At 46.7% G+C, this 21,186-nt stretch carries 20 protein-coding genes; 11 read left to right on the top strand and 9 right to left on the bottom strand.

What is annotated here, in order from left to right; translation table 11 throughout:
• Window positions 1–105: 105 nt before the first annotated feature.
• The 4 genes from C8D85_RS16560 (at window position 106) to C8D85_RS16545 (ending at window position 2,550) form a co-directional block, all read left to right on the top strand.
• Window positions 106–1,338, top strand: coding sequence for an NAD(P)/FAD-dependent oxidoreductase (locus C8D85_RS16560; protein ID WP_133564845.1), 1,233 nt, complete (start codon window positions 106–108; stop codon window positions 1,336–1,338).
• A 142-nt stretch (window positions 1,339–1,480) separates the two neighbouring features.
• A complete protein-coding gene (locus C8D85_RS16555; RefSeq protein ID WP_133564843.1) occupies window positions 1,481–1,819 on the top strand; it encodes a hypothetical protein in 339 nt (112 codons plus the stop codon).
• Between the two features lie 27 nt (window positions 1,820–1,846).
• On the top strand, window positions 1,847–2,248 hold the full coding sequence (locus tag C8D85_RS16550; protein ID WP_133564841.1) for a hypothetical protein: 402 nt from the start codon (window positions 1,847–1,849) through the stop codon (window positions 2,246–2,248).
• Complete coding sequence (locus C8D85_RS16545; RefSeq protein WP_133564839.1) at window positions 2,248–2,550, top strand: hypothetical protein; 303 nt, start codon at window positions 2,248–2,250, stop codon at window positions 2,548–2,550. The genes C8D85_RS16550 and C8D85_RS16545 overlap by 1 nt, the downstream gene beginning before the upstream one ends.
• Here C8D85_RS16545 and C8D85_RS16540 read toward each other — a convergent pair.
• From C8D85_RS16540 to C8D85_RS16525, 4 genes are all read right to left on the bottom strand, one after another.
• The gene (locus C8D85_RS16540) at window positions 2,547–3,092 is read right to left on the bottom strand and encodes a YaeQ family protein (protein ID WP_133564837.1); all 546 of its coding nucleotides are present in this window, start codon (window positions 3,090–3,092) and stop codon (window positions 2,547–2,549) included. The genes C8D85_RS16545 and C8D85_RS16540 overlap by 4 nt on opposite strands.
• Before the next feature lie 93 nt (window positions 3,093–3,185).
• Entirely contained in the window at window positions 3,186–4,064 is an 879-nt protein-coding gene (locus C8D85_RS16535; RefSeq protein WP_133564835.1) for a carbon-nitrogen hydrolase family protein, read from the bottom strand.
• Entirely contained in the window at window positions 4,061–4,666 is a 606-nt protein-coding gene (locus C8D85_RS16530; RefSeq protein WP_133564833.1) for a GNAT family N-acetyltransferase, read from the bottom strand. The genes C8D85_RS16535 and C8D85_RS16530 overlap by 4 nt, the downstream gene beginning before the upstream one ends.
• Window positions 4,667–4,705: 39 nt before the next feature.
• Window positions 4,706–5,113, bottom strand: a complete 408-nt coding sequence (locus tag C8D85_RS16525; RefSeq protein ID WP_133564831.1) for a ketosteroid isomerase-related protein — start codon at window positions 5,111–5,113, stop codon at window positions 4,706–4,708.
• A gap of 309 nt (window positions 5,114–5,422) precedes the next feature.
• Here C8D85_RS16525 and C8D85_RS16520 point away from each other — a divergent pair, with 309 nt between their 5' ends.
• Both C8D85_RS16520 and C8D85_RS16515 read left to right on the top strand, forming a co-directional pair.
• Window positions 5,423–6,982 carry an HD domain-containing phosphohydrolase gene (locus C8D85_RS16520; RefSeq protein WP_133564829.1) on the top strand — a complete coding sequence of 520 codons (1,560 nt, stop codon included), beginning with the start codon at window positions 5,423–5,425 and terminating at the stop codon, window positions 6,980–6,982.
• Window positions 6,983–6,995: 13 nt separating this feature from the next.
• Window positions 6,996–8,369: a sensor histidine kinase gene (locus C8D85_RS16515; RefSeq protein ID WP_162847615.1), complete on the top strand. Its 1,374-nt coding sequence runs from the start codon at window positions 6,996–6,998 to the stop codon at window positions 8,367–8,369.
• A gap of 45 nt (window positions 8,370–8,414) precedes the next feature.
• Here the strand turns inward: C8D85_RS16515 and C8D85_RS16510 are convergent, their stop codons facing one another.
• Complete coding sequence (locus C8D85_RS16510; protein WP_211342223.1) at window positions 8,415–10,535, bottom strand: TonB-dependent siderophore receptor; 2,121 nt, start codon at window positions 10,533–10,535, stop codon at window positions 8,415–8,417.
• A 204-nt stretch (window positions 10,536–10,739) separates the two neighbouring features.
• On the opposite strand from C8D85_RS16510, the gene C8D85_RS16505 reads away from it, so the two are divergent.
• Together C8D85_RS16505 and C8D85_RS16500 are read left to right on the top strand one after the other, a co-directional pair.
• Window positions 10,740–11,750, top strand: coding sequence for a helix-turn-helix transcriptional regulator (locus C8D85_RS16505; protein WP_162847614.1), 1,011 nt, complete (start codon window positions 10,740–10,742; stop codon window positions 11,748–11,750).
• Between the two features lie 75 nt (window positions 11,751–11,825).
• Window positions 11,826–12,668: an alpha/beta hydrolase gene (locus tag C8D85_RS16500; protein WP_162847613.1), complete on the top strand. Its 843-nt coding sequence runs from the start codon at window positions 11,826–11,828 to the stop codon at window positions 12,666–12,668.
• Between the two features lie 23 nt (window positions 12,669–12,691).
• Here C8D85_RS16500 and C8D85_RS16495 read toward each other — a convergent pair whose 3' ends face one another.
• The 4 genes from C8D85_RS16495 to C8D85_RS16480 all read right to left on the bottom strand — a co-directional run bounded on the left by C8D85_RS16495 (window position 12,692) and on the right by C8D85_RS16480 (window position 16,002).
• A complete protein-coding gene (locus tag C8D85_RS16495; RefSeq protein WP_133564819.1) occupies window positions 12,692–13,693 on the bottom strand; it encodes an LLM class flavin-dependent oxidoreductase in 1,002 nt (333 codons plus the stop codon).
• A gap of 116 nt (window positions 13,694–13,809) precedes the next feature.
• The gene (locus C8D85_RS16490; protein WP_133564817.1) at window positions 13,810–14,814 is read right to left on the bottom strand and encodes a GGDEF domain-containing protein; all 1,005 of its coding nucleotides are present in this window, start codon (window positions 14,812–14,814) and stop codon (window positions 13,810–13,812) included.
• A gap of 158 nt (window positions 14,815–14,972) precedes the next feature.
• Complete coding sequence (locus tag C8D85_RS16485) at window positions 14,973–15,320, bottom strand: DUF4870 family protein (protein ID WP_133564815.1); 348 nt, start codon at window positions 15,318–15,320, stop codon at window positions 14,973–14,975.
• 28 nt (window positions 15,321–15,348) lie between these two features.
• A complete protein-coding gene (locus tag C8D85_RS16480; RefSeq protein WP_133564813.1) occupies window positions 15,349–16,002 on the bottom strand; it encodes a TIGR02466 family protein in 654 nt (217 codons plus the stop codon).
• A 129-nt stretch (window positions 16,003–16,131) separates the two neighbouring features.
• Here C8D85_RS16480 and C8D85_RS16475 point away from each other — a divergent pair, with 129 nt between their 5' ends.
• The 3 genes from C8D85_RS16475 to C8D85_RS16465 all read left to right on the top strand — a co-directional run bounded on the left by C8D85_RS16475 (window position 16,132) and on the right by C8D85_RS16465 (window position 21,170).
• Entirely contained in the window at window positions 16,132–18,054 is a 1,923-nt protein-coding gene (locus C8D85_RS16475; RefSeq protein ID WP_133564812.1) for a RecQ family ATP-dependent DNA helicase, read from the top strand.
• Between the two features lie 49 nt (window positions 18,055–18,103).
• The gene (locus tag C8D85_RS16470) at window positions 18,104–19,354 is read left to right on the top strand and encodes a DEAD/DEAH box helicase (protein ID WP_133564810.1); all 1,251 of its coding nucleotides are present in this window, start codon (window positions 18,104–18,106) and stop codon (window positions 19,352–19,354) included.
• 115 nt (window positions 19,355–19,469) lie between these two features.
• Window positions 19,470–21,170 (top strand): GGDEF domain-containing protein, encoded by a 1,701-nt coding sequence (locus C8D85_RS16465; RefSeq protein ID WP_162847612.1) that lies wholly within the window; start codon window positions 19,470–19,472, stop codon window positions 21,168–21,170.
• Window positions 21,171–21,186: the final 16 nt, after the last annotated feature.

Below are 21,186 nucleotides of genomic sequence, written 5' to 3'. Positions count from 1 at the left end.
AGTTGATATACCGCAATAAGCAGAGAGGACACACAAAAAGCTACACTTAAGTAAGACTAAAATGCATAGTAGATAAGAAGTTATCTCGGTTTGGAGGCGTGGCATATGGCAGAGTTCATTGTATTGGGTGCAGGGATGGTGGGCATTTCTTCTGCACTGGCATTGCAAGAGGTTGGGCATACTGTGACAGTGGTTGATCGGATTCAACCAGGTCTAGAAAGCAGTTTTGGTAATGCAGGGATTATTCAAACGGAGGCGGTAGAGCCGTATGCCTTACCACAAGATATCAGCACGCTGTGGCGCTATGCCATTGGTCAGACCAATGATGTGTTATGGAAGCTTGAACCTACGCTGAGGATGGCGCCTGCTCTGTGGCGCTACTTCTTGAATTCAGCAACGGATAAACACCGCAAAATCTCCATTACCTATGCAAAACTTGCTGCACTTGCGACAGCTGATCATGCGCCACTTATTGAAGCGTCCGGTTCAGAGGAACTGATCATTCGTAATGGGTTGGCCATGTTGTATCGAGACGAAGCCAGTTTTGAAAAAGAAAAAGCTCGTGCTGAGCGCTTAGAGCGAGAGTTTTGCGTACGTTCTCGTATTGTGGATGGAGTGACGTATCAAGCTGAGGAGCCAGCTTTGAAACAGGCACCAGCGGGAGCCATTCATTGGTTAGACAGCTGGAGCTGTAAAGATCCAGGCGGGCTGACGCAAGCTTATGCCGCATTATTTGAGCAGCGTGGGGGACGAATATTACATGGTGATGCCAGCAGTCTGACACAAACGACAACAGGCTGGGTGGTGAAAACAGAGCAGGGCATTGTTGGTGCTGAGCAGGTTGTGATTGCTCTTGGTCCTTGGAGCCCTGAATTACTCAAGCGATTTGGTTACCGCATTCCGATGGTTTATAAGCGTGGATATCATGGTCACTACCAAGAGACGACGCATCTCAATCGTCCATTCTTAGATGTGGCGAATGGGGTGCTAGCTGCACCGATGAGTCGCGGCATTCGTGTAACCACGGGCGCTGCATTAGTGGATTTAAACGACCCTGCCGATCCAGAGCAACTTGAGCGAGGCGTCAACGCCTTAAGATCCTTACTCGAAATGGGAGAGCGAGTGCAGGAGAAGCAATGGTATGGCACGCGTCCGTGTATGCCAGATATGCTTCCAGTTGTGGGTAAAGCACCAAAACATGATCGTATGTGGTTCCATTTTGGTCACGGTCATCAAGGTTTTACACAAGGTCCAACCACCGCCAAGATTTTAATGGCGGACATCGCTGGAGAGCGAGAGAGTCAGTGGCTGCCACTTGAGCCAAGTGCACGTTTTTAGACATTTCCTTTGAGTTGAGTCAGTTTTATTGGATGCTTTTTGCTAACTTGTAAACAAAAGGAAGATTAGAGATCAAACCTTTTAATGTGTTGAGGATGGCGCTAATTTAAATACTGAATTAACGCACAGGAGGTACAAGATCATGGCTACAGCAAACAGCACTACCCAAGCGAAGAATGGATCACAAGCGAAAAACAATGCTCAGTCAAAAGCACATGACGCCGTTGATAAAGTGGCGGAAACTGCTCACAAAGGCGTTGATGGTGCAGCGGCGGCGGCTGAAAATGGCCAAGAGCGTGTTGAGGCAATGGCGCAACAAATCAGTGCTCAAGCTCATCAGATAGCGGACACTGCTCGTGAGCAATCTGAGAAAGTCAGCAATGCAGTGGGGACTTATGCCAAAGAAAATCCACTTAAGACAGTGGGCTTTGCTTTCCTTGCAGGTGCCGTTGCAGCAAGCCTTCTATGCAAGCGTAAGTAATCAACACTCGATCACGGAAGCCAGTGCATGACGCCACTTGAAGAGCGCAACCATACTACTGAAATACCCGCTAAGGAAGCGGCTGTTACCGCCGATCAGCTGACCATGAGTCACAAAAAGTGGCTCAAAAGCATCCTCGGTCTTGGCGCACTAGAAGCCAAGATCTGGATGGCTTCCGGGGCTCAGCTCATCGCTCTGATGTGTGGGGTTGTATTCTTATTGGTCACCAGCTGGCTTCTATTGATTGCGTTGCTTGCCACCGCAGCATGGTATGCAGGTTGGTCTCTGATCGGGATTTTAGCCACTGCTTTGGTCGCCACGCTCATCAGTTCTTTTGGCTTGGTGTTACTGATACGCAAAACTCTTAAGCGAATGGATTTAACTCGTACGTTAGATGCGATCATCCCAACAGACAACGAGGACGACTGATGTTTGGTTTAAATGACATGTATCGAGAACGTGAAAAACTGTACATGCGCTGTAAACGCCAGCAAGCTAAAGCAGGTGCAGATCGTACATTGGCGAAGAAGCAAGCCCTTGAAGCTATTTCGAGCACTAAAGGTTTACTGGTAAGTTTTGCCTTGGGATTAACCACACAATGTGAAGCCGCCCATCAATCTCGTCGAACGCTATTGAAAGGCATTCAAACCGAAGTGTTGGGCGTTATCAGTCAGTATGTGGCTGCACGGTTTAATCCTGAACCTGAACAACCGCAAGCCAAAGAAGATTAGCGCCATGTAGGATGCAGCGCGCACTCGCCTTGTTCACTTGAGATCCACATCTCACCGTCTTGGATAGTAACGTTTAACTGCATGGTACGAGCACACAACCCTTCCAGTGCTTGGATTTCAGATTCTGCGAACTGAAGAACACGCAGATTATCAAAACGGCTGGTTTTGCCTTTGTTCTGCTCCCACCAGATATCTGACTTATCGTTGTAGTTCACGACCACGACATCTTTTGCGCGACCGCAGGCTTTACGCAGACGTTTTTCATCCGGCTGACCAAGCTCTACCCACAGCAAAATCTCATCTGAGAAATTCTTCTGCCATAGATCCGGCTCGTCATCGGTGCTCAACCCTTTGGTGAACGACAACTGCTCATCGCCTTCTTTCTCATCAGCTAATAATGCAAACGCAGCTAGGCGTGTCATCATGCGTTCTTCGGTTTCAGAAGGGTGCAGCGCTAGGGTTAAATCGTAACTTTGGTAATGGTGTCGATCCATGTCCGACACTTGCACAGAGGCTTTGTAAATCGTTGCTTTGATAGCCATTTTTGGAATTCTACTAGTTCAGAAAAGATGGCGCGCATTGTACTCCTAAATAAGAACTGATGGGGAAGTTCTTCAGACTAGAGAGCTTCCAGATCAACCCTTTGGGCCTTTAAGTTCAAACTGCTTCGGCCAGTCACGGTAGTTAAATACCTGTCCTTCGTCACGGATGCGGGCTATTTCAGCAAGGTCAACGGTGGCAAAGATCCAGCCAGCGTCATCTGTGTCACCTTGTGCCAAGATACCATTATTAGGGAAACCATAATCCACGGGTGTATAAACGCTCGCGCGGCCAGTGTTGATATCAACCGCCTCAGACCAAGACGCATGACCAACGGTTGGAGATTGCACCACATAGCATTGGTTTTCTAAGGCGCGAGCCTGACAACCAATGCGCACACGGTGGAAACCCGCTTCGGTGTCGGTGCAGCTTGGTACAAGTAATAGATCTGCACCTGCCGCTACTTGCTGGTTGGCAATCATGGGGAACTCTGAATCGTAGCAAATATGAACGCCCACACGGCCAAGGTCGGTGTCGATGACTTTGATCTGGTCGCCACCCGTGATGTGCCATTGCTCGTTTTCGAAGCGGGTCATGGTTAGCTTGTCTTGGAAGCCAATTAAACCGCTTGGACCGAACAGGTTAGCGCGGTTTAAGAAGGTGCCATTGTCTTGAATTGTTGGAAACGAGCTGGCCAAGATCATGACATCGTGGCGCTTAGCCAATTCAGTGTGCAGATCATGGAATTGTGGCAGGATAGACTGCATTTCATGCAGTTGTAGATTTAGGTCTTTGTAAACCTTCTCGCCAAATAAAGAGGCCAGTTCCATACTGCCGTATTCAGGAAACACCAATAACTTGGCATCTTGCTGTGCCGCTTGGCTCACCCAGCTTTCAAGCTTGTCTGCAAACTCTTCCCAACGGTTAAAGAAGCCAATGTCGTATTGAGCCGCGGCCAGTTTAAATGCGCTCATAATCGTTCTGTGTTTGTTAAAGGTTTCATCCAAAAGGTCATGGGTTTCAATGACTCTTCGCTTTCGCCGACTTCTTTCCAGCTAAAGTGAGTGGCGAGCTCAGAACGCTTTTCGTAACCACGATTACGCCAGAACTGATCCAATGGCTGATAATCTGCAGGACGGGCAGGATGGTTATCGGGACGCTGTACAGCGCAGAAACAGGAATATTTCATGCCCTCTAGGCTTTCAGCATGGGCCTCTCGGTGATTGAAAAAAGCCACTCCAGCGCCTTGACCACGGTATTCGGATAATAAAACTGATTCGCCGCAATAAAAGATCTCATCGATGTTTAAACCTGCATCCAGAAATGGTTGCTTAACTTCATCCATTTCGTGACGCAGTGGCACGCCAGTGGAGGCTCCAACGACTTTATCGCCATCAAACGCCAATACAATGACGCTGTCAGGCGCTTCGATGTAGGTTTTTAAATAGCGTGCTTCGTAGGCCAAGTCCCCATCATAGAGATAAGGAAAGTCCCGAAACACCTGCATACGCAGCTGTGCCAGCTCATCAATATATTGATTCAAGGTTGGGCCAGAGAGTCGTTGGAATGTCAGCATGGGCGTTCCTGTCTATCTAAAATCTTAAGAAGATAAGGCTTACGCAGAAACTTGAGCGATCCAGTCTTCTAGGTTGTAGTAGTTGGTGACGCGCGCCACTTTGCCATCGCGGATATCGAAGAAGGCACCCGCTGGAAGTTTGTAAGTCTGGCCGTTAGCTTCTGGCAAACCTTCGTCAGTCGCTAGATATTCACCTAGTACCGTGAACTCAACCGCGGCACGGTCACCCGCTTCGTTAGACATCACGACAATATCTACGATGGTTTCTTTGTAGTTTTTGTTCATGCGGTCCATAAACGCAGAGAACGTATCCTTGCCTACTTCACGATCGCCTTGGTTGATGTCGTGTATTACGTCATCCGTTAGCAGAGACAGGAACGTATCCATATCTTGAGCATTGAAGGCTTCGTAGTATTTCTGCAGTAACTGAACAGTGGCTTGGCGCATGACGACTCCAAAATGGTAAAAGCGTCATGATAAGTTCAGTGCTTTGGATGTGGAAGGTTTTGACTCAAACTTTGGCAAAATCATGCATGTATATGTCGTAAAAGGGAAGATGCTGGTTACGTCGTTGATTGTGCTCTGTTTTTAGTAATTTAGTCCAATTGGTGCAGATGCGTTTCTTTGCAGTGCTCTACATTATGCAACGTTTTGAAACGATTAAATTCAGTTTATAAATTGACCAAAACGCACTCTCTGACCAATATTTAGACATTATCTTTTAGGAATGCCTAATTTTGCAAAGGTTGGTTCAATATGCCAAATCCATTATTTTCGAAAAAAACGCCTCAAGCCTCTTTAGCGCCGCAAGCCATTGCTCAGAAGCTAGAAAGAACTGCTGTTGAGCCATGGAAGGTTGCGTTAATTGATGACGAAGATGACATCATCGCTGTATCTGAGATGGTGCTGAAACGCCTTCAAGTGGATGACCGACCACTTGTATTTTTGAAAGCTCACTCAGCAAAAGAAGCAATGCAGCTGTTTGAAGAGCACTCCGATATCGCGATTGCCATGGTCGATGTTGTTATGGAAAACGATCATGCAGGTCTGGATCTCGTTAAATGGATCCGTGAAAGTCACAAAAATACCTCAACTCGGTTGGTACTTCGTACTGGACAGCCTGGTCAAGCCCCTGAAGAAGATGTTATTCGTAACTACGATATTAACGACTATAAAAATAAAACTGAGTTAAATTCTACCCGCCTAAAGACGACAATTTATTCTGCGATTCGCTCATATCGAGATATTAAAGAGGTAGAGCAAGGGCACAAAGGGCTTGAAGATGTGGTTAATGCGACTACTCGCGTGCTTCAGTCACACAACAGTGAAAGCTACTGTATGCAGGTCTTAGATGAGGTTAAAAAGCTTACGTCTGACGACAATATCAGTATCAGTTTGCATTACAAGAGTCGTAATGTGCTCGATCAGCTTGAAACGCTAAAAATGTACCATGATGGTACCGACTTCACGCTTTTAACGGATTCAGATGATGACCCATACCCAAAATCTGCCAGTGCCAGCTTGAAGCTAGCTATGGAACTTGAATCCGATGTGCAAACCGATAACAGCTTTACTTGTTTTACGCGCCTATCTCAAACAAATGAGTGTTCTGTGTCCGTATCCCATGAGCTTCCATTGAGTTCCTTGACACGCAAGTTGCTTAATGTACTGCTCACCAAAGCTATCATCATCTTCGAAAGTTTAACTCGACGTGAAGAGGTTGAGCGCACACAGCAAGAGCTTATGTTTATTCTTGGTGAGGCCATTGAACAAAGAAGTAAAGAAACTGGCTGCCATGTTCGTCGTGTGTCTCTGATCAGTGAGTTCTTAGCCCGCAAATATGGCCTAAATGAGGCCATGGTTTCTTTGATTAAACATGCAACACCGATGCATGACATCGGAAAAATTGCGATTCCAGAACATATTTTACACAAGCCAGCTAAGTTAGACATTGACGAGTGGACTACCATGCAGACCCACGCGCAAGTTGGATATGACTTACTTTGTCATTCGAAAAAGGCTTTACCTTTGGTGGGGGCAAGTATTGCACTTAACCACCATGAGAAATGGAACGGCAAGGGTTACCCTGCGGGACTGGCTGCAGAAGACATCCCAATTGAAGGGCGTATCATGGCAATAGCGGATGTTATTGACGCTCTGGCTGCACGACGTGCTTACAAAGAGCCATGGTCCAACGAACGCATCTTAGAGCTTCTTCATGAAGAACGAGGCCAGCACTTTGATCCAGCCTTATGTGACATTGCCATCGAGCACTTTGATGACATCATGAAGCTCCGTGATCAATTCCCTGATTAATGAGAGGTGGGTTTTGAACATTGAACTCGAAAATATTTTATTGCGCGTATCTCAATCAGAGTATATCGACGATGGAGATCTTGATCGCGCCGCGCGTTTGATATTGGACTGTGTAATTGAAGGACTGGGAGTTAATCGAACTGGCATTTGGTTACTGGGTGAGGACAATGAATCCATCGTCTGTAAGCTACTAATCGATGTTCATAACAATACGGAAGTTGAAGACATCGTATTAACCCGTGCTGATTTTCCAACCTATTTTAAGGCTCTGGATGAAGAGCGTGCGATTCGCATCAGCAATGCCTTAACGGATCCTGTCACAGCGGAGTTCATTGATTCTTATCTAAAACCATTGGGAATAGGCAGTATGCTGGATACACCTATTCGCCATCGCGGAAAAATGATCGGCATAATTTGTACCGAAGGGAATGAGCAGGACCGCGATTGGACAGACGATGAAGCCACGTTTTCTGGCGCTTTGTCTGACCTCTATGGTCGGGCGATCTCGTCTGCCCAGCGTGCTGAACTTGAGCAAGCTTTGCGAGAAGCTAATGCTGAGCTTGAAGGAAAGGTTATAGAGCGCACCCAAGAGCTAAATCAGACCCTAGATGAGTTAAAGAATACACAAGCTCACCTTATTGAGACGGAAAAAATGGCGGCGTTAGGTGGCTTGGTATCAGGCGTTGCCCATGAAGTGAATACCCCTTTGGGTGTGGCAATTACTTCTCTTAGTCATATTAAAGAGGAAGTTGACCGACTACGTAAGGATTATGAACAGGGCAATTTGGACGAAAACAGTTTTACCAATTTCTTATCTGAGTTCGATTCTGCTCACATGATTGCCAGATCTAACATGGATCGTGCAGCGAAATTGGTGTCTGATTTTAAGAAAACCGCCGTGGGACAAAGCTCAAGCGTGGTGGAGAAAGTCGTCTTAAAAGAATCAATTGATGCCTTGTTAACCAGCTTAAACCCAATGTATAAAAACAGAAATGTTCAGATTTTTACAACGATCCCAGATGAACTATCGTTAGTTACTTATTCTGGTGCGATAGACCAAGTGATCACCAACTTGGTGAGTAACAGTTGCACCCATGGTTTTAAAGGTAATGATCGCGACTATGAGATTTATATTTCGGCCAAGCAGTCCGGTAACGGCATTATTTTAGATTATCGAGATAACGGTATGGGAATGGATGAAGAGGTGGCGCGACGGGTATTTGAGCCGTTCTATACGACAAACAGAGCTAATGGTGGCTCAGGTTTAGGAATGTCGATTACCTTCAACCTTATTACGCAAAAGCTGGGCGGTGAAATTCGTTTAGAACCGTCTTCTCAAAATGGTGTTCACTTCCAAATAAAACTGCCTCTCGAACATGCTGCATGACGTCAGCGGGCCAAGCATAGATGCTTGGCCCGTGAGGACAGAGATTTAGAAACGGTAGGTTGCTTTCAACATCGCGTTTCTTGATGGGCCGTAGAAGTTAAATGTGGTCGTGCTACCAACGCGAGAATAGTACTTGCGGTCGAACAGGTTGTTCACATTCAACGAGACATTCAAGTTCTCAGTGATGTCTTTACTAATGCTGGCATCAACGGTTGCGTAACTTGGCGCCGTGATCGTCGTCGAGCCACGGGCCAGTGAGAATTCAGTCATCCCTGTCATGCCCAAACCTAACTCCGTACCTTGAAGCAAATTGTCGCCTTCTAGGGTGTAAGTACCCCATACATTGATCGTATGTTTTGGCATCAGCATGAACAAAGTATTGGCATCGCCCTCTAGGTTCTCGGTATCCATGTACGTGTAACCCGCAATCATTTCCCATTGCTCATAGTGACCGCTTAACTCCAGCTCAGCTCCTGTAACACGTGTTTTGCCAGTTGCTTCTGAATAGTCTTCACCGGTAACACTGGCGGCGCGATTATCATCCGTCAGTTGGAATAGGGTAAAGCGGCTGTTCAAACGACCATCGTTATAGCTTCCTTTGATGCCGACTTCGACTTGATCACCAACACGTGGATCAATCATTTTGCCGTCTTCACCAATGTCTGTTTGTGGCTTATACACCTCAGAGTAGCTGGCGTAGAAAGAATGGTGAGCATCTAAGTCGTAAACCAGTCCACCATAAGGTGTAAAGCGTCCGTTATCGTCGTAGCTGCTAGAGGTCACCGCTCCGGTGGAAAGCGTGGTTGTATCATTGCTTAAGTCATACCAGCTAAAGCGTCCCCCGCCAATCAGCGCTAAAGACTCAATGGGGCGGAAGGTTACTTTCGCATACGTCCCAGTTTCCTTCTCACTAGACTGAACGCGAGAAGAATAAGTCGGAGCAGTGTAAGCAACGGATGATGAGTCAAAACTATTAACGTTGATACTGCTGACAAGGTTGCGTGTTGCGCCACTTCGATAGTCTGTGTCGTAATCCTTGTAATCCATACCGACAACGAATTCACTCATATTGCCAAAGGTCGCGAAAGGCTGGCTGTAGCTCGCATCAATGGCTAGAGTTTGTTGTTCTAGGTCACGTTGTGTGCTGTTCAGAGAGGTCGTGCCATCTGTTGCTAGGGCAGACCCAGTAAAGGCGTAGTAGAAATCAGTAGAGCGATCCGAAGCGCGAGCGGCAATACGGCCATAGCCACCATTATCAAACTCATGAGTTAAGTCGACAAACACATCGGTCATTTCGTTATTGAAATCGTTCCAATCGGCACCTAAGAAAGTGGATCGATCCCAGTTAGCCAGTGTGCCATCAGAATACGTTGGGTAGCCATTAGCAGGTGAGATATCTTTCTTTTGATGGAGTACCGCGACAGAGAGCTCAGTCGATTCAGACAGATCGGTGTCTACGGTCGCATAGATGCTTTGATCTTTGTTTTCATTACCGTCGATTTCGTTCGGCATGTTTTCTTCGGAAATGACGACTCGACCGCGAACCGTTTCGTCTTCGTTTAAAGCTCCAGACACATCAGCGCTTAATTGGTGGCGATCCCAGCTGCCTAGCCCTGCTGAAATGGAACCTTGTGTGTCGTAGGTTGCACGTTTACGTACTAAGTTAATGATGCCGCCCAGCTCACTGGTGCTATTGAATAAACCTGATGGGCCTCGCATGACTTCGACACGGTCAAATGCTGACAAAGAAGGCAGTGTACCGTTGATAGACGCCATGGGTGCAGGCAAACCATCGACATTGTATTCGTCATATTCGTAGCCACGTGAATAGATAGAGGAGCGGCCACTATCATTGGATAATGTTCTTAGCCCAGGAGTCACTTTGGCGACATCATCTAAGTGAGTCAAATCACGATCTTCTAAATAATCATTGGTCAGCACAGTAATGGACTGCGGGATATCGCGAAGCGCAGCAGGTGCCTTGGTGCCGATAGTAGCCGAGTCAACACTGTAGCCTTCTGTGCTTTCTGATGACTCCATGCCATATAAGGCATTACCTTCCACCGTTAAGGTAGACAGTCGGTTAGTGCTGGCAACGCTTTCCGCGATGGCCGTCATAGAAAATGGCACCAGTAATGTGGCGCCAATTACAGCAATGGCTTTCATAGTAGCTCTCCGGGCAAATGTAATAAAACTGTGATTGCAAAAGATAATGATTTGCATTTGGGTTTCAATGAGCCCATTATTCCACAGCCTTGCTTCCTATCGCCTATGCGAACCACGCACATCGCTATGTAAAAAGCTCAACTCCTAGGAAGCGAACTGTTCTCATTTGTGGAGTCCGTTAGGATGACCATCTCAGGAGTAGCCATGACACAAACCGCACGCTTAAAAGACCAAATCGTTAACGTAACCGAGTTGCGAGCGCATGCTCCTAACGTGAATCGCTACCATTTTTCGCAGTCACAGCAAGCCAAGCAGCCAGTTTCTCCGAGTGGGATTCTCTCAAAGCACCCCGTGTTAAAAGGATCGATTCTGACAGAACGAAGTGCATCAGGTGTGGTGATTCATATGACCAATGCGGTGGCCATGCAGGACTTTATGGTGGAGACAAAAATAGAGCCTTGTGTCCGCATTATTTTGTTCTTTGAAGGGGAGAATCGCTTCAAATATGGTCCCCATTCCGTCACGTTTCGCAAAGACAGTCAGCGCGCCAAAGTGGTCACGGTACGCGATGCAGCACCATGCCATATGAGCATTCGTAATGGGGATCGTCGTTGTGGTTTGTATGTTTCAGTGTCTCCGAAGTGGTTTGCCGAGCAAGGCTTAAATAGTGCAGCGTTGGAACAGCGTCTAGCCGAGCACTTATCGGTTAGTGATTGGTCACTACCGAGGCATCTATGGCTACATGCTAGGAAGTTACTGGACGCCCCTATTGATAGTGCATCGGCAAAGCTCGGCCGAGAAGCATTTGCTATGTCTTTGATTGCGTCTTGGTTAGGAACGATAGAAGAACAAAGCACAGCTCAAGCAGGACATGATTCACGCCAAGGACTGCGCTTTTGTCAGCTGTTGGCGCAGGAAGAAAGCTGGTCTATGTCATTGGAACAAATCGGCCATCAGCTGGGGATGAGCTCGGCTACTCTACAACGCTATGCACACGATCATCTGGGTATGAGCTTGACTCAGTACTTACGAAAACAGCGTTTAGCACAAGCCTGCCAAGCGCTATATCAAGAACAAATTAGCATTACAGAAGCAGCACTGATGGCGGGTTACAGTCATCCAAATAACTTCAGCGCAGCATTTAAGCGTCACTTTGGGGTGTCGCCTAATGAAATACATCAATGTTCATTGAACGCACTGTTAACTCGGCATTAAGGTATTGAAATAGATATGATTTTACTGAACTTTCGCCATTTGCTTGGCACTTTAGTTATTTTAATAGGAAGCTTTATGATCCAAGCGTATGCCCAAGACATCTCAAAACCTCAGCCTGTGACGTACACGCTGCCAAACAGTTATTACGTCGATTGGCTGGTAGAGGGCCAGGTGTCGCCTTATCGAGTGTTTGTGTCTATTCCGGATGCTCCAGCTCCTGAGGAGGGGTTCCCTGTTGTCTATCTACTGGATGGCAATGCTTTCTTTTCGTCAGCTGCTACGGTTAGCCAAACATTGACTCATGAGCGTGCCGGAGGCAAACAACCTGCGATCATCGTTGCAGTTGGCTATCCCATTGATGGTTTATATGACATAGAGCGACGCTGGTACGACTTAACACCACCAACGCCAGAGACACCAAAAGCACCACTGAAACACATGGATCGTTTTAAAAATATCCAATACGGTGGCGCAAATGCCTTACAAGAGCTTTTAATCGAACAAATACGCCCATGGTTAGCGCAGCAATACGCTATCAATGAACAGCAGCAGATCTTATTTGGGCACTCGCTAGGCGGTTTGTTTACTCTCTATACCCTTCATACTCGTCCCGATGCGTTTGCAGCGTTTGCTGCAGCCAGTCCTTCTCTTTGGTGGAATGAGGGGTACCTTAAACCACTGTTAGAACAACAGTCGCCAGAACATCTGAAAGACAAACCTTTACTGATGGTTGTTGGTGGGGACGAAATGGATTTTATGATCTCCGATGCGAAACTTGCCCAGCAATGGTTTTCTGAGCAAGGCCTTCATAGTGAGTTACGTGAGTTGCCTTACATGAACCATGGTGCAGTATCCTTGCCAGCGTTAACTATGGCGCTACAGGTACTGTTGCCTGAAGCTCAACCTGCGACACCATGATTGCCTAGAAAAGGGCCGCCAAACTAGGCTTGTTTGGCCATGAGAGGTAGTCCTGCTGTCAGCTCAACGGCTTTGAGGCGGGCCGTTTGGTCGTGTAGAGGGAATGAGAAAATCATTTCGTCTACTCCCGTTAGCTCAAGAAACTGGTTCAGCTTTTGTTCGACAGTGTCTGGAGCACCGACCATCGCATAACGCAGAGTTTGGTTGATCATCGGCATTTCCGCCGCAAGCACCGCACTTTGTAAGTCCTCTACAGGCTTTGGGAAAGGTCGGTTTGCGTTACGACGCAAGTGAGCAAACTTAATCTGCGCTGAGGTAAAGTGGTACTTTGCCTCTTTATCTGTTTCTGCCACGGAGGCCATCACACCCGCCGATACATAAGGCTTGTCTAGTTGCTCCGAAGGGCGGAAATTCGCACGATAGATATTCAATGCTTCAAGCAACATATCGGGGGCAAAATGCGACGCGAATGAAAATGGTAGCCCCATATGAGCGGCCAACTGAGCAGAGTATAAACTGGAGCCTAATAACCAAATCGGTACATTGGTCCCTTGCCCTGGGATGGCAATGATAGGCTTAACCTTATTCTCATCGGCAAAATACCCCTGCAGCTCTTCGACATCATCTGGGTAGGTATCCACAGGCCCGCCTAAGTTGCGACGCAGGGCTCGAGCTGTGGCCATGTCCGTTCCAGGCGCTCGACCCAGACCTAAATCCACTCGACCAGGGAACATTTCTGCGAGAGTTCCAAACTGTTCAGCAATCACCAGTGGTGCATGATTTGGCAGCATAACACCACCAGAGCCGATGCGAATACGTGTAGTGGCTTCGCCAATGGCTGCTAATAGTACTGCTGTTGCAGCACTGGCAACACCGCGCATACCATGGTGTTCAGCCAACCAAATACGTTGATAACCTAAGGCATCAGCAGATTTAGCCAACGCCTTACTGTTTTGGATTGCTTGCGCAACGGTTTGCCCTTCGCCTACCGGAGCTAAATCTAAAATTGAAAATGGGATCGACATACGCCCCTCCATTGAATTCATTATCTCCACAACATGAGGGCGCAGATTTGATGAAGCAAGGTGGCAGCGATGTCATCCTTTTTATTTAGGGTATTGGTGACGATGTATTAGTGAGCTTATGCAGGCCGTACGCAATTTCTTCCGGCGCTTTTGGCTTCATACAAACATTGATCCGCACGCTCAACTAACGCTTCTAAAGGCTCGCCTTGACGGAATTGTGCGACACCTAAAGAGGTTGTGATTGAGCGAATACTTTGCCCTGTTTTCTTGTTGGTTAAGCTGATTCGGCTGATTCGTTCTCGAACTTCATTTGCGAACTGAGTGGCGACAGTAATGTTAGCATTGGGAATAAGGAGTGCGAACTCCTCGCCACCAAAGCGATAGGCTTGCGCTCCATTGTTCTTACGACAACTTTTTTCCAATGTCTTGGCAACCGTCTGAATGACTTTATCGCCAACAAGGTGGCCATATTCGTCATTGAATGGTTTGAAGTGGTCAATGTCGACAAGTAACAAACAGGTGTCTTCAGTGGATGCTGTAAACAAGCTCAAATCTTCATTGAACTTCTTACGGTTATTGATTTCTGTCAATCCGTCCAGATACATCAATTTTTCAGTATCAGCGATTTTCTGTTTTAGGGCATGAATTTCTGCATTTTGTTTTTCAAGTTGTGATCGATAGGCTTCCGTTTTGTCCATAAAGTTTCGAGCAATTGACACCATTTTATGGGCTGATGGGGTGTCATTTTGCGAAGCCTCATCGGCCATGATCTGAATATCCTTAGACAGCGACTGGTTCAAGTCTTCAGCATCGTTCATCGCACTTTCAGTAGAATTTTCAATGGATTTAACAACTTGATTAATGTTGTTTTGCATTTCTGCGAGGCGATCTTCGGCAGCGTTGACGATGAATTCATCTAGTAACTTGTCGCAGGTATAACGATCACATTGACCCTTTTGAGTGATGATCTCATCCATACGTTTGCAAAGCTCGGGCATGTCTCCCGTGGTATAGGTAAACCAGAGGGTGTAGTAAGGTGGAGTGATAGGGACATTATTCTGAACCATTGTTGGAATGGTTTGACGGAAATACTGATTAATTTTTGAAGCAGAACGACTCATGCTGGCATCAGCTCCTTTGCTCAAAAGCGCATATAAACGTTTAGGGGGGATAGCAAACACTTTACCATGTAGCCTTTCCCTATTTATTGCGCTCAAGCCAGGTTTGGAGCAGTTTTTATCGTAATTAAGTTATCTTATGTTACGAAGTGTATATCTGATTAGGAATTGTACGGTTTGTCACTGGTTAAGCGAGCGAGGCCTTTAAATAACTTTACAATTGACCAGATCCAAACACCAAGTAGTAGCAAATATCCAACGAAGAACAGCGCCAATACAAAGCCGATCAAGCTAAGTCCTAAGCCCCACCAAAAAATACCAATAATGTTCTGGTAATGATCGTAGAATATCGATCCCCGGGCATCCCTAGCTTTCGCCATGGCCCACACAGCACCAATTAACCAAAAAATGCCAGTAAACAAGCCAAGCACCATGAAGAGATAGGCCAATAAGGCGTGTTTTTTAGCCTGGTCATCGTGGGGCGACATCGGAATATCATTTAAATCCATGGTGCTTGGTTTCCTTTATATGGAGCTTTTATCCCAACTCTATCACGCAGTTGAAAGCCACCACAACGCGATCCTTTTGACCGAAATAGGGCAGTGCTGAGTGCTTTAAGTAAGAGGGGAAAATGACAACCTGACCTTCTTTAGGCGCAAAGTCCCAAAAGCCTTGGCCGCCTAAGTAAGCTGTGCCTGGGTCAGCGTAATGCTCAGCGTTGACGCGTGGATCATAGAAACGGTTGATACCATTGCGTCCTTCAAGGTTTGCTTCACCTGGATCAAGGTAGTAAATACCACACCAAGAGCAATTAGGGTGTGAGTGCGCATCGTGATAGCCACCGTTTTTAGTGATGTGGTACCAAGACTCAATGATATGAGCGTAGGCTTCGCAGTCTTCTGGCCAATGTTGTTGGTTCACCTCAAAAGCCACTTCAGCGATCAGCTCTTCTACCATGCGACGAAGCTCCATGACTTCTGGCACTTCGTCTTCAAGAAAGTCCAAACGGCTTTCCGATAAGTTGTGCTTGGCCTGTACAGCCACCTCGCTGTCGACCGCGTTTTCTTGTTCTTGCTGGCGCTGATAAATATGTGCCAGTAGGGCGTCTTTTAGAAATTCGTGGTCAGAAAGCTCAGTGACAAACAGTGGCGTGGTCCAAGCCTCAATGGCTTCAATCGTGGGTGTTTCCATAGTAACAACTCATACAAAAGTGAATGGTGCGGATTTTAGCAGAGATTTGTGCCAATACCGGTGTCATTACTCAAGCGTTTTCGCGAAAATAGTGAGGCACTCATTGTTACTTAATAAAGGTTGAGCGTTATGCATCACTTAGCAGGATTGCTAAATAATTACTTTGGCTTTGATCAGTTTCGCGAAGGACAGCAACAAACGATCGAACAACTGTTGGCTGGGCATTCATCCCTTGCTGTATTTCCCACGGGCTCTGGTAAATCTCTGTGTTATCAGTTTACCGCAACCCAGCTACCGAATCTGACGTTGGTGATCTCGCCGTTAATTGCGCTGATGCACGATCAGCTGGCGTTTTTGCAAAGCAAGGGCATCCCAAGCGCGAGCCTTGATTCGACCCAAACCAAAGAAGAAAGTCAGGCCGTGATGCAACAGGTGCGTGATGGTCAGATTAAAATCTTGATGATCTCTGTAGAGCGTTTTAAAAACGAGCGGTTCCGTCGTTTTATTCAAGGTGTGCCGATTTCTATGTTGGTGGTGGACGAAGCACACTGTATCTCCGAATGGGGGCACAACTTCCGTCCTGACTATTTGAAGCTGCCGCAATACCAGCAAGAGCTGAACATTCCTCTGGTGTTATTGCTTACGGCGACGGCCACTCGTCGGGTGCAAAAAGACATGGCGCTCAAGTTCAACATTGCGCCTAGCCATATCGTGCAAACCGGCTTTTACCGCCATAACTTGGATATCGATTTAATCTCGGCCCAGGGCCAAGACAAACAAGCCTTATTACGCCAAGTTCTGAACGACACCCAAGGTGCGGGCATTGTCTATGTGACACAACAAAAAAACGCCGATGAATTAGCCGCGACTCTACAGCAGTCAGGCTATTCCGCCGTGTCCTATCACGCCGGTTTGGGCAATGAAGTACGTGCTGCGATTCAAAACGACTTTATGGCTGGTCAAACACGTATCATCGTCGCCACCATCGCTTTTGGTATGGGCATCGATAAGTCTGATATTCGTTTTGTGGTGCATTACGACCTACCTAAATCGATTGAAAACTACAGCCAAGAAATTGGTCGTGCAGGACGTGATGGTCAACCGAGTCGCTGTGTTATGTTGGCGAATCTTGACGGGTTACATGTCTTAGAAAACTTCGTTTACGGCGACACCCCAGAGCCTCACGCGATCCAAGTGCTGTTGCAAGAAATCTTCAGCAATACGATCAATGGCGAATGGGAAACCCAAGCTTACGGCTTATCTCAAGCGACCAATATCCGAGCGCTGCCACTGAAAACCTTATTAGTACAAATGGAACTCGCTGGTGCGATTGTTCCGCGCTACAGCTACTACAGCGATGTAAAACTCAAATGGAATCAAAGCCTTGATCAGATTCGCGCTGCTTTACCTATTGAGCAACAAGCGGTGTTTAATCAAGTTGCGCAGCAAACGGTATTTAAGAAAATTTGGGGTGTGCCGGATTTTGAACGTCTGCATCAACAAGGCCTTGAGCGCGGTGCGGTGTTGAGCCTGTTAGAGCAACTCGCGGATCGAGACTTGATTGCCCTAGAAACCAAAGGTCTCACCGAAGTTTATGGCGTACGTACAGAGCTGTTAACGCCCGTTCTTGTCGAAGAGCTACAAAGCTATGCAACGCAAAAAGAAACCTCGGAAATCGAGCGAATCGCCACTATGATTCGCTTCTTTGAGCTTGATCGCTGCTTGAACCATAACTTGGCGCGTTACTTTGGTGATCAACAAGCACCAGAGCATTGTGGCCATTGCTCCGTGTGTCGTGGCAATGTTTTATCTTTGGATAAAAATGTCGACTATCAAATGATAGATAGCTTATCAAGTGACATGCAAACGGCGAAACTTTGGCTGCTGCAAAAACTTCCGCAGAGCCAAGTCACTCCAGTGTTGCTAGCGCGCTTTATGGCGGGGTTAACGCAGCCTGTGTTTACCAAGCTTAAAGCCCGTCAACAGCCAAGCTTTGCTAAATACGAAGACGTGGCTTACAGCACGTTATTAAACCAAGCAGAAAATCTATGAAGTGATACACTAGCGCCGTCTTAATTTATTGTTAGCACGGTGCTTGTTTATGAGTTTCTCCACCCTAGGTCTTCACGCGGATTTACTGTCAGTCCTCGACATCCTTGGCTATCAAACGCCAACGCCGATTCAGCAAGCGGCGATCCCAGAAGTCCTAGCGGGTCATGATGTGATGGCGGGTGCGCAAACCGGAACGGGTAAAACCGCTGCCTTTGCTTTGCCGCTGATTCAACGTCATTTAGAGCGAGAAATATCAGAAAAAGCCATTCGAGTGTTAGTGCTCACTCCGACGCGAGAGCTTGCTCAGCAAGTGCACCAAAGCTTTGTGAAATACAGCCAAGGGTTAGGTTTAAACTCAGTCGTGGCTTACGGTGGCGCGAGCATTAATCCTCAAATCGATGCATTAGACGCAGGCTGTGATGTCTTGGTAGCAACGCCAGGTCGCTTGCTTGAGCTGGCGATGAAAGAGCTGATTGACCTAAGCACCGTGGAAACACTGATCCTTGATGAAGCCGATCGCATGTTAGATATGGGCTTTATCATCGATATTGAGCGCATACTAAAACGCCTACCTGACACACGCCAAACGCTGTTCTTTTCAGCGACCTTTAATGATGAAGTGTTTGCGCTGAGTAAAACCATTTTGAACCAGCCCAAGCTAATTGAAGTAGCGGAACGAAATGCGACGGCTGCCAAAGTCGAGCAGCGTATCTACGAAGTAGACAACAAACGCAAAGCGGGTTTAGTGGCCTATTTGATTGGTTCAAAAAACTGGCAGCAGGTGCTGATCTTCACCCGCACCAAACAAGCTGTGGACGAGCTGGCAAAAGAGCTAGGCAAAGATGGCATCAGCGCAGCGGCGGTGCATGGAGATAAATCCCAAGGTGCTCGTGACCGTGGTCTAGAAGAGTTCAAAACCGGACAAGTGCGAGCATTGGTCGCAACGGATGTTGCAGCGCGAGGTCTAGATATTGAGCAACTGCAATACGTGATCAACTACGAGCTACCGTACAACGCTGAAGACTACATTCACCGTATCGGTCGTACTGGCCGGGCGGGCAAAGAAGGCCTAGCGATTTCTTTGGTGTCAGCAAAAGAGAAGTACCTACTCGAAGACATCGAAAAGCTAACCGGTGAGCACTTTGTGCCCCAGTGGATGGAAGGTTTTGAGCCGAATATGATGGTGCAAGAAGAGCAAGCCGGCTCCAAACGCAAACCCTCAAAGAAAGCCTTACGGGCTAAAGCCTTAGGTCAAAGCGCTGGCGGTAAAGCGAAAAACGGTAGACCTCGTCGTCGTTAAAAGGGGCTGTACCGCCGAAGATACAATGATTTCTTATCACAGTTATAGTGCACTCAAAGAAAGTTCTTATAAATGAAGTACACTTATTATGATAAGACGTTCTTTAGGGGTTCATTTGCCGAATTCATATTCTTTGCATCGTAATTTTGCCGCCGTTGTTCTGCATACAATTACTGGCTTTATTCTACTGTCGTTTAGCTCATTGCTGTGGGCCTCGTCTGATATTGCTTTGCAGCTGGGTGATAAGACGGTCAAATTAGACGATAGTGGCTTGTGGAGTCGTGTTCAGCTAACAGACAATGTTGATTTGAATATAGAAACACTGTCCCAGCTTCATCAAAGTAGCCAACCCAGAAGCACAATCATTGGTCAAAGCGGAGTGTTTCTCTCCAAACTTTCGTTGTCGGCAGAGCAGGCACAATCGCGCTTTGTTGTTGTGGCAGCCAATTTCCTTGATAGCGGTGTTGCCTATTGGCAGTCAGAAGGGCAGCCACTTAGAAAAGTTGCTGACTTTGCTACCCTAAGCGATCAATTTTTGCCTGATATGCTGCATGCTCAGGCTTTCTCATTAAACCTACCTGAGCAAAGTGTTGGCGTGCTATGGGTCGTCATCAGTGCTCCGCACTATCCCACACCAATTACTCTTACCCTTTACAATGCATCGGATTATTACCGAGTTCAGAAAGTCGTTGAGTTCGTGACTCAAGGTTCGATATTTGTCATGTTGACTTTAACGTTGTTGGCTTTAGCAATTTTTTGGCGTACGAAGTTGGTATTGACGTTCTGGTTCGCTGGGTATGTGGGGTTACATGGGGTTGGCTGGGCTGCTGCTTCAGGTGAAATCAACAGTTTGTTGCCGTCGCTAACAGTCAACTTGACCTACTCGGGCATGCATATTTTCCCTATTGCGATTGCTTGTGCTGCGATGTTTACTGCTGGTTTGTTTAGCACTAAGGAGCAGGCCCCACAGCTATATCGAATCTTCTTGAGCGTGGCTATCTGCGGTGTTTTTATGGCATTGATCATGCTATTGCTCCCCTTTAAAACGGTGTTTTATCTGGCTCATATATTGGCATTAATATGGGTGCCTCTGAGTATCTTCACCGGCATTGTTATGCTCAGAAAGCATGATTTCAAAGCGAAATATTACCTTACGGGAAACCTGTTGTATGGCTTTTCTTTGGTGTATTACACCGCATCCCATGCATTGGCTAGTTCGGTTTTACCTTATCCGGAGCTGATTGTTTTGGCTGCACTGGCGTTAGACTGTTTTTGTATTTTGTTGTCTTTGTCTGAATGGTTACGCATAAAACAAAAGGAACTGACTGAAGTGTTGTATCAAGCGAAAGTTGATATGTTGACGAATGTAGGCAACCGTTTCGCAATGGATGAAAAGCTATCGCAATTTATGGGTAGCTATTGGATTGTCTTCATCGATTTTGATGGTATGAAGACCATTAATGATAGTCTTGGACATAAAGAAGGGGATCGATTTCTAATCGAAGCGGCAACTTTGATGCGTGATCGAGTGGCTCAGTACGGCAGTGTTTTTCGAGTCGGGGGAGATGAATTTATTTGGCTTGTGGAAGCTCAAGAAAGAGATCTTGTTGCACTAAAACCTAGGCTTCAAGAGCTTATTTTAAACATCGAAAAAGACCTTAAGGCTAAATGGCCTGCATCTGGTATAAGCTACGGGTTTTCTAAAGGGCACCCCGGCAAAGATCAGAAAATAAGCCTAACTGAAGCCGACGAAGAAATGTATCAATATAAGCATTCTAAACATGCTCAAATGTATTCTAAGAGGGGGCCACTGTAGTGGTAGTGTTGATTGT

It is taken from the genome of Marinomonas communis, assembly GCF_004363305.1.
Taxonomy (GTDB): Bacteria; Pseudomonadota; Gammaproteobacteria; order Pseudomonadales; family Marinomonadaceae; genus Marinomonas; species Marinomonas communis.
This window is presented reverse-complemented; position numbering and strand designations above follow the sequence as displayed.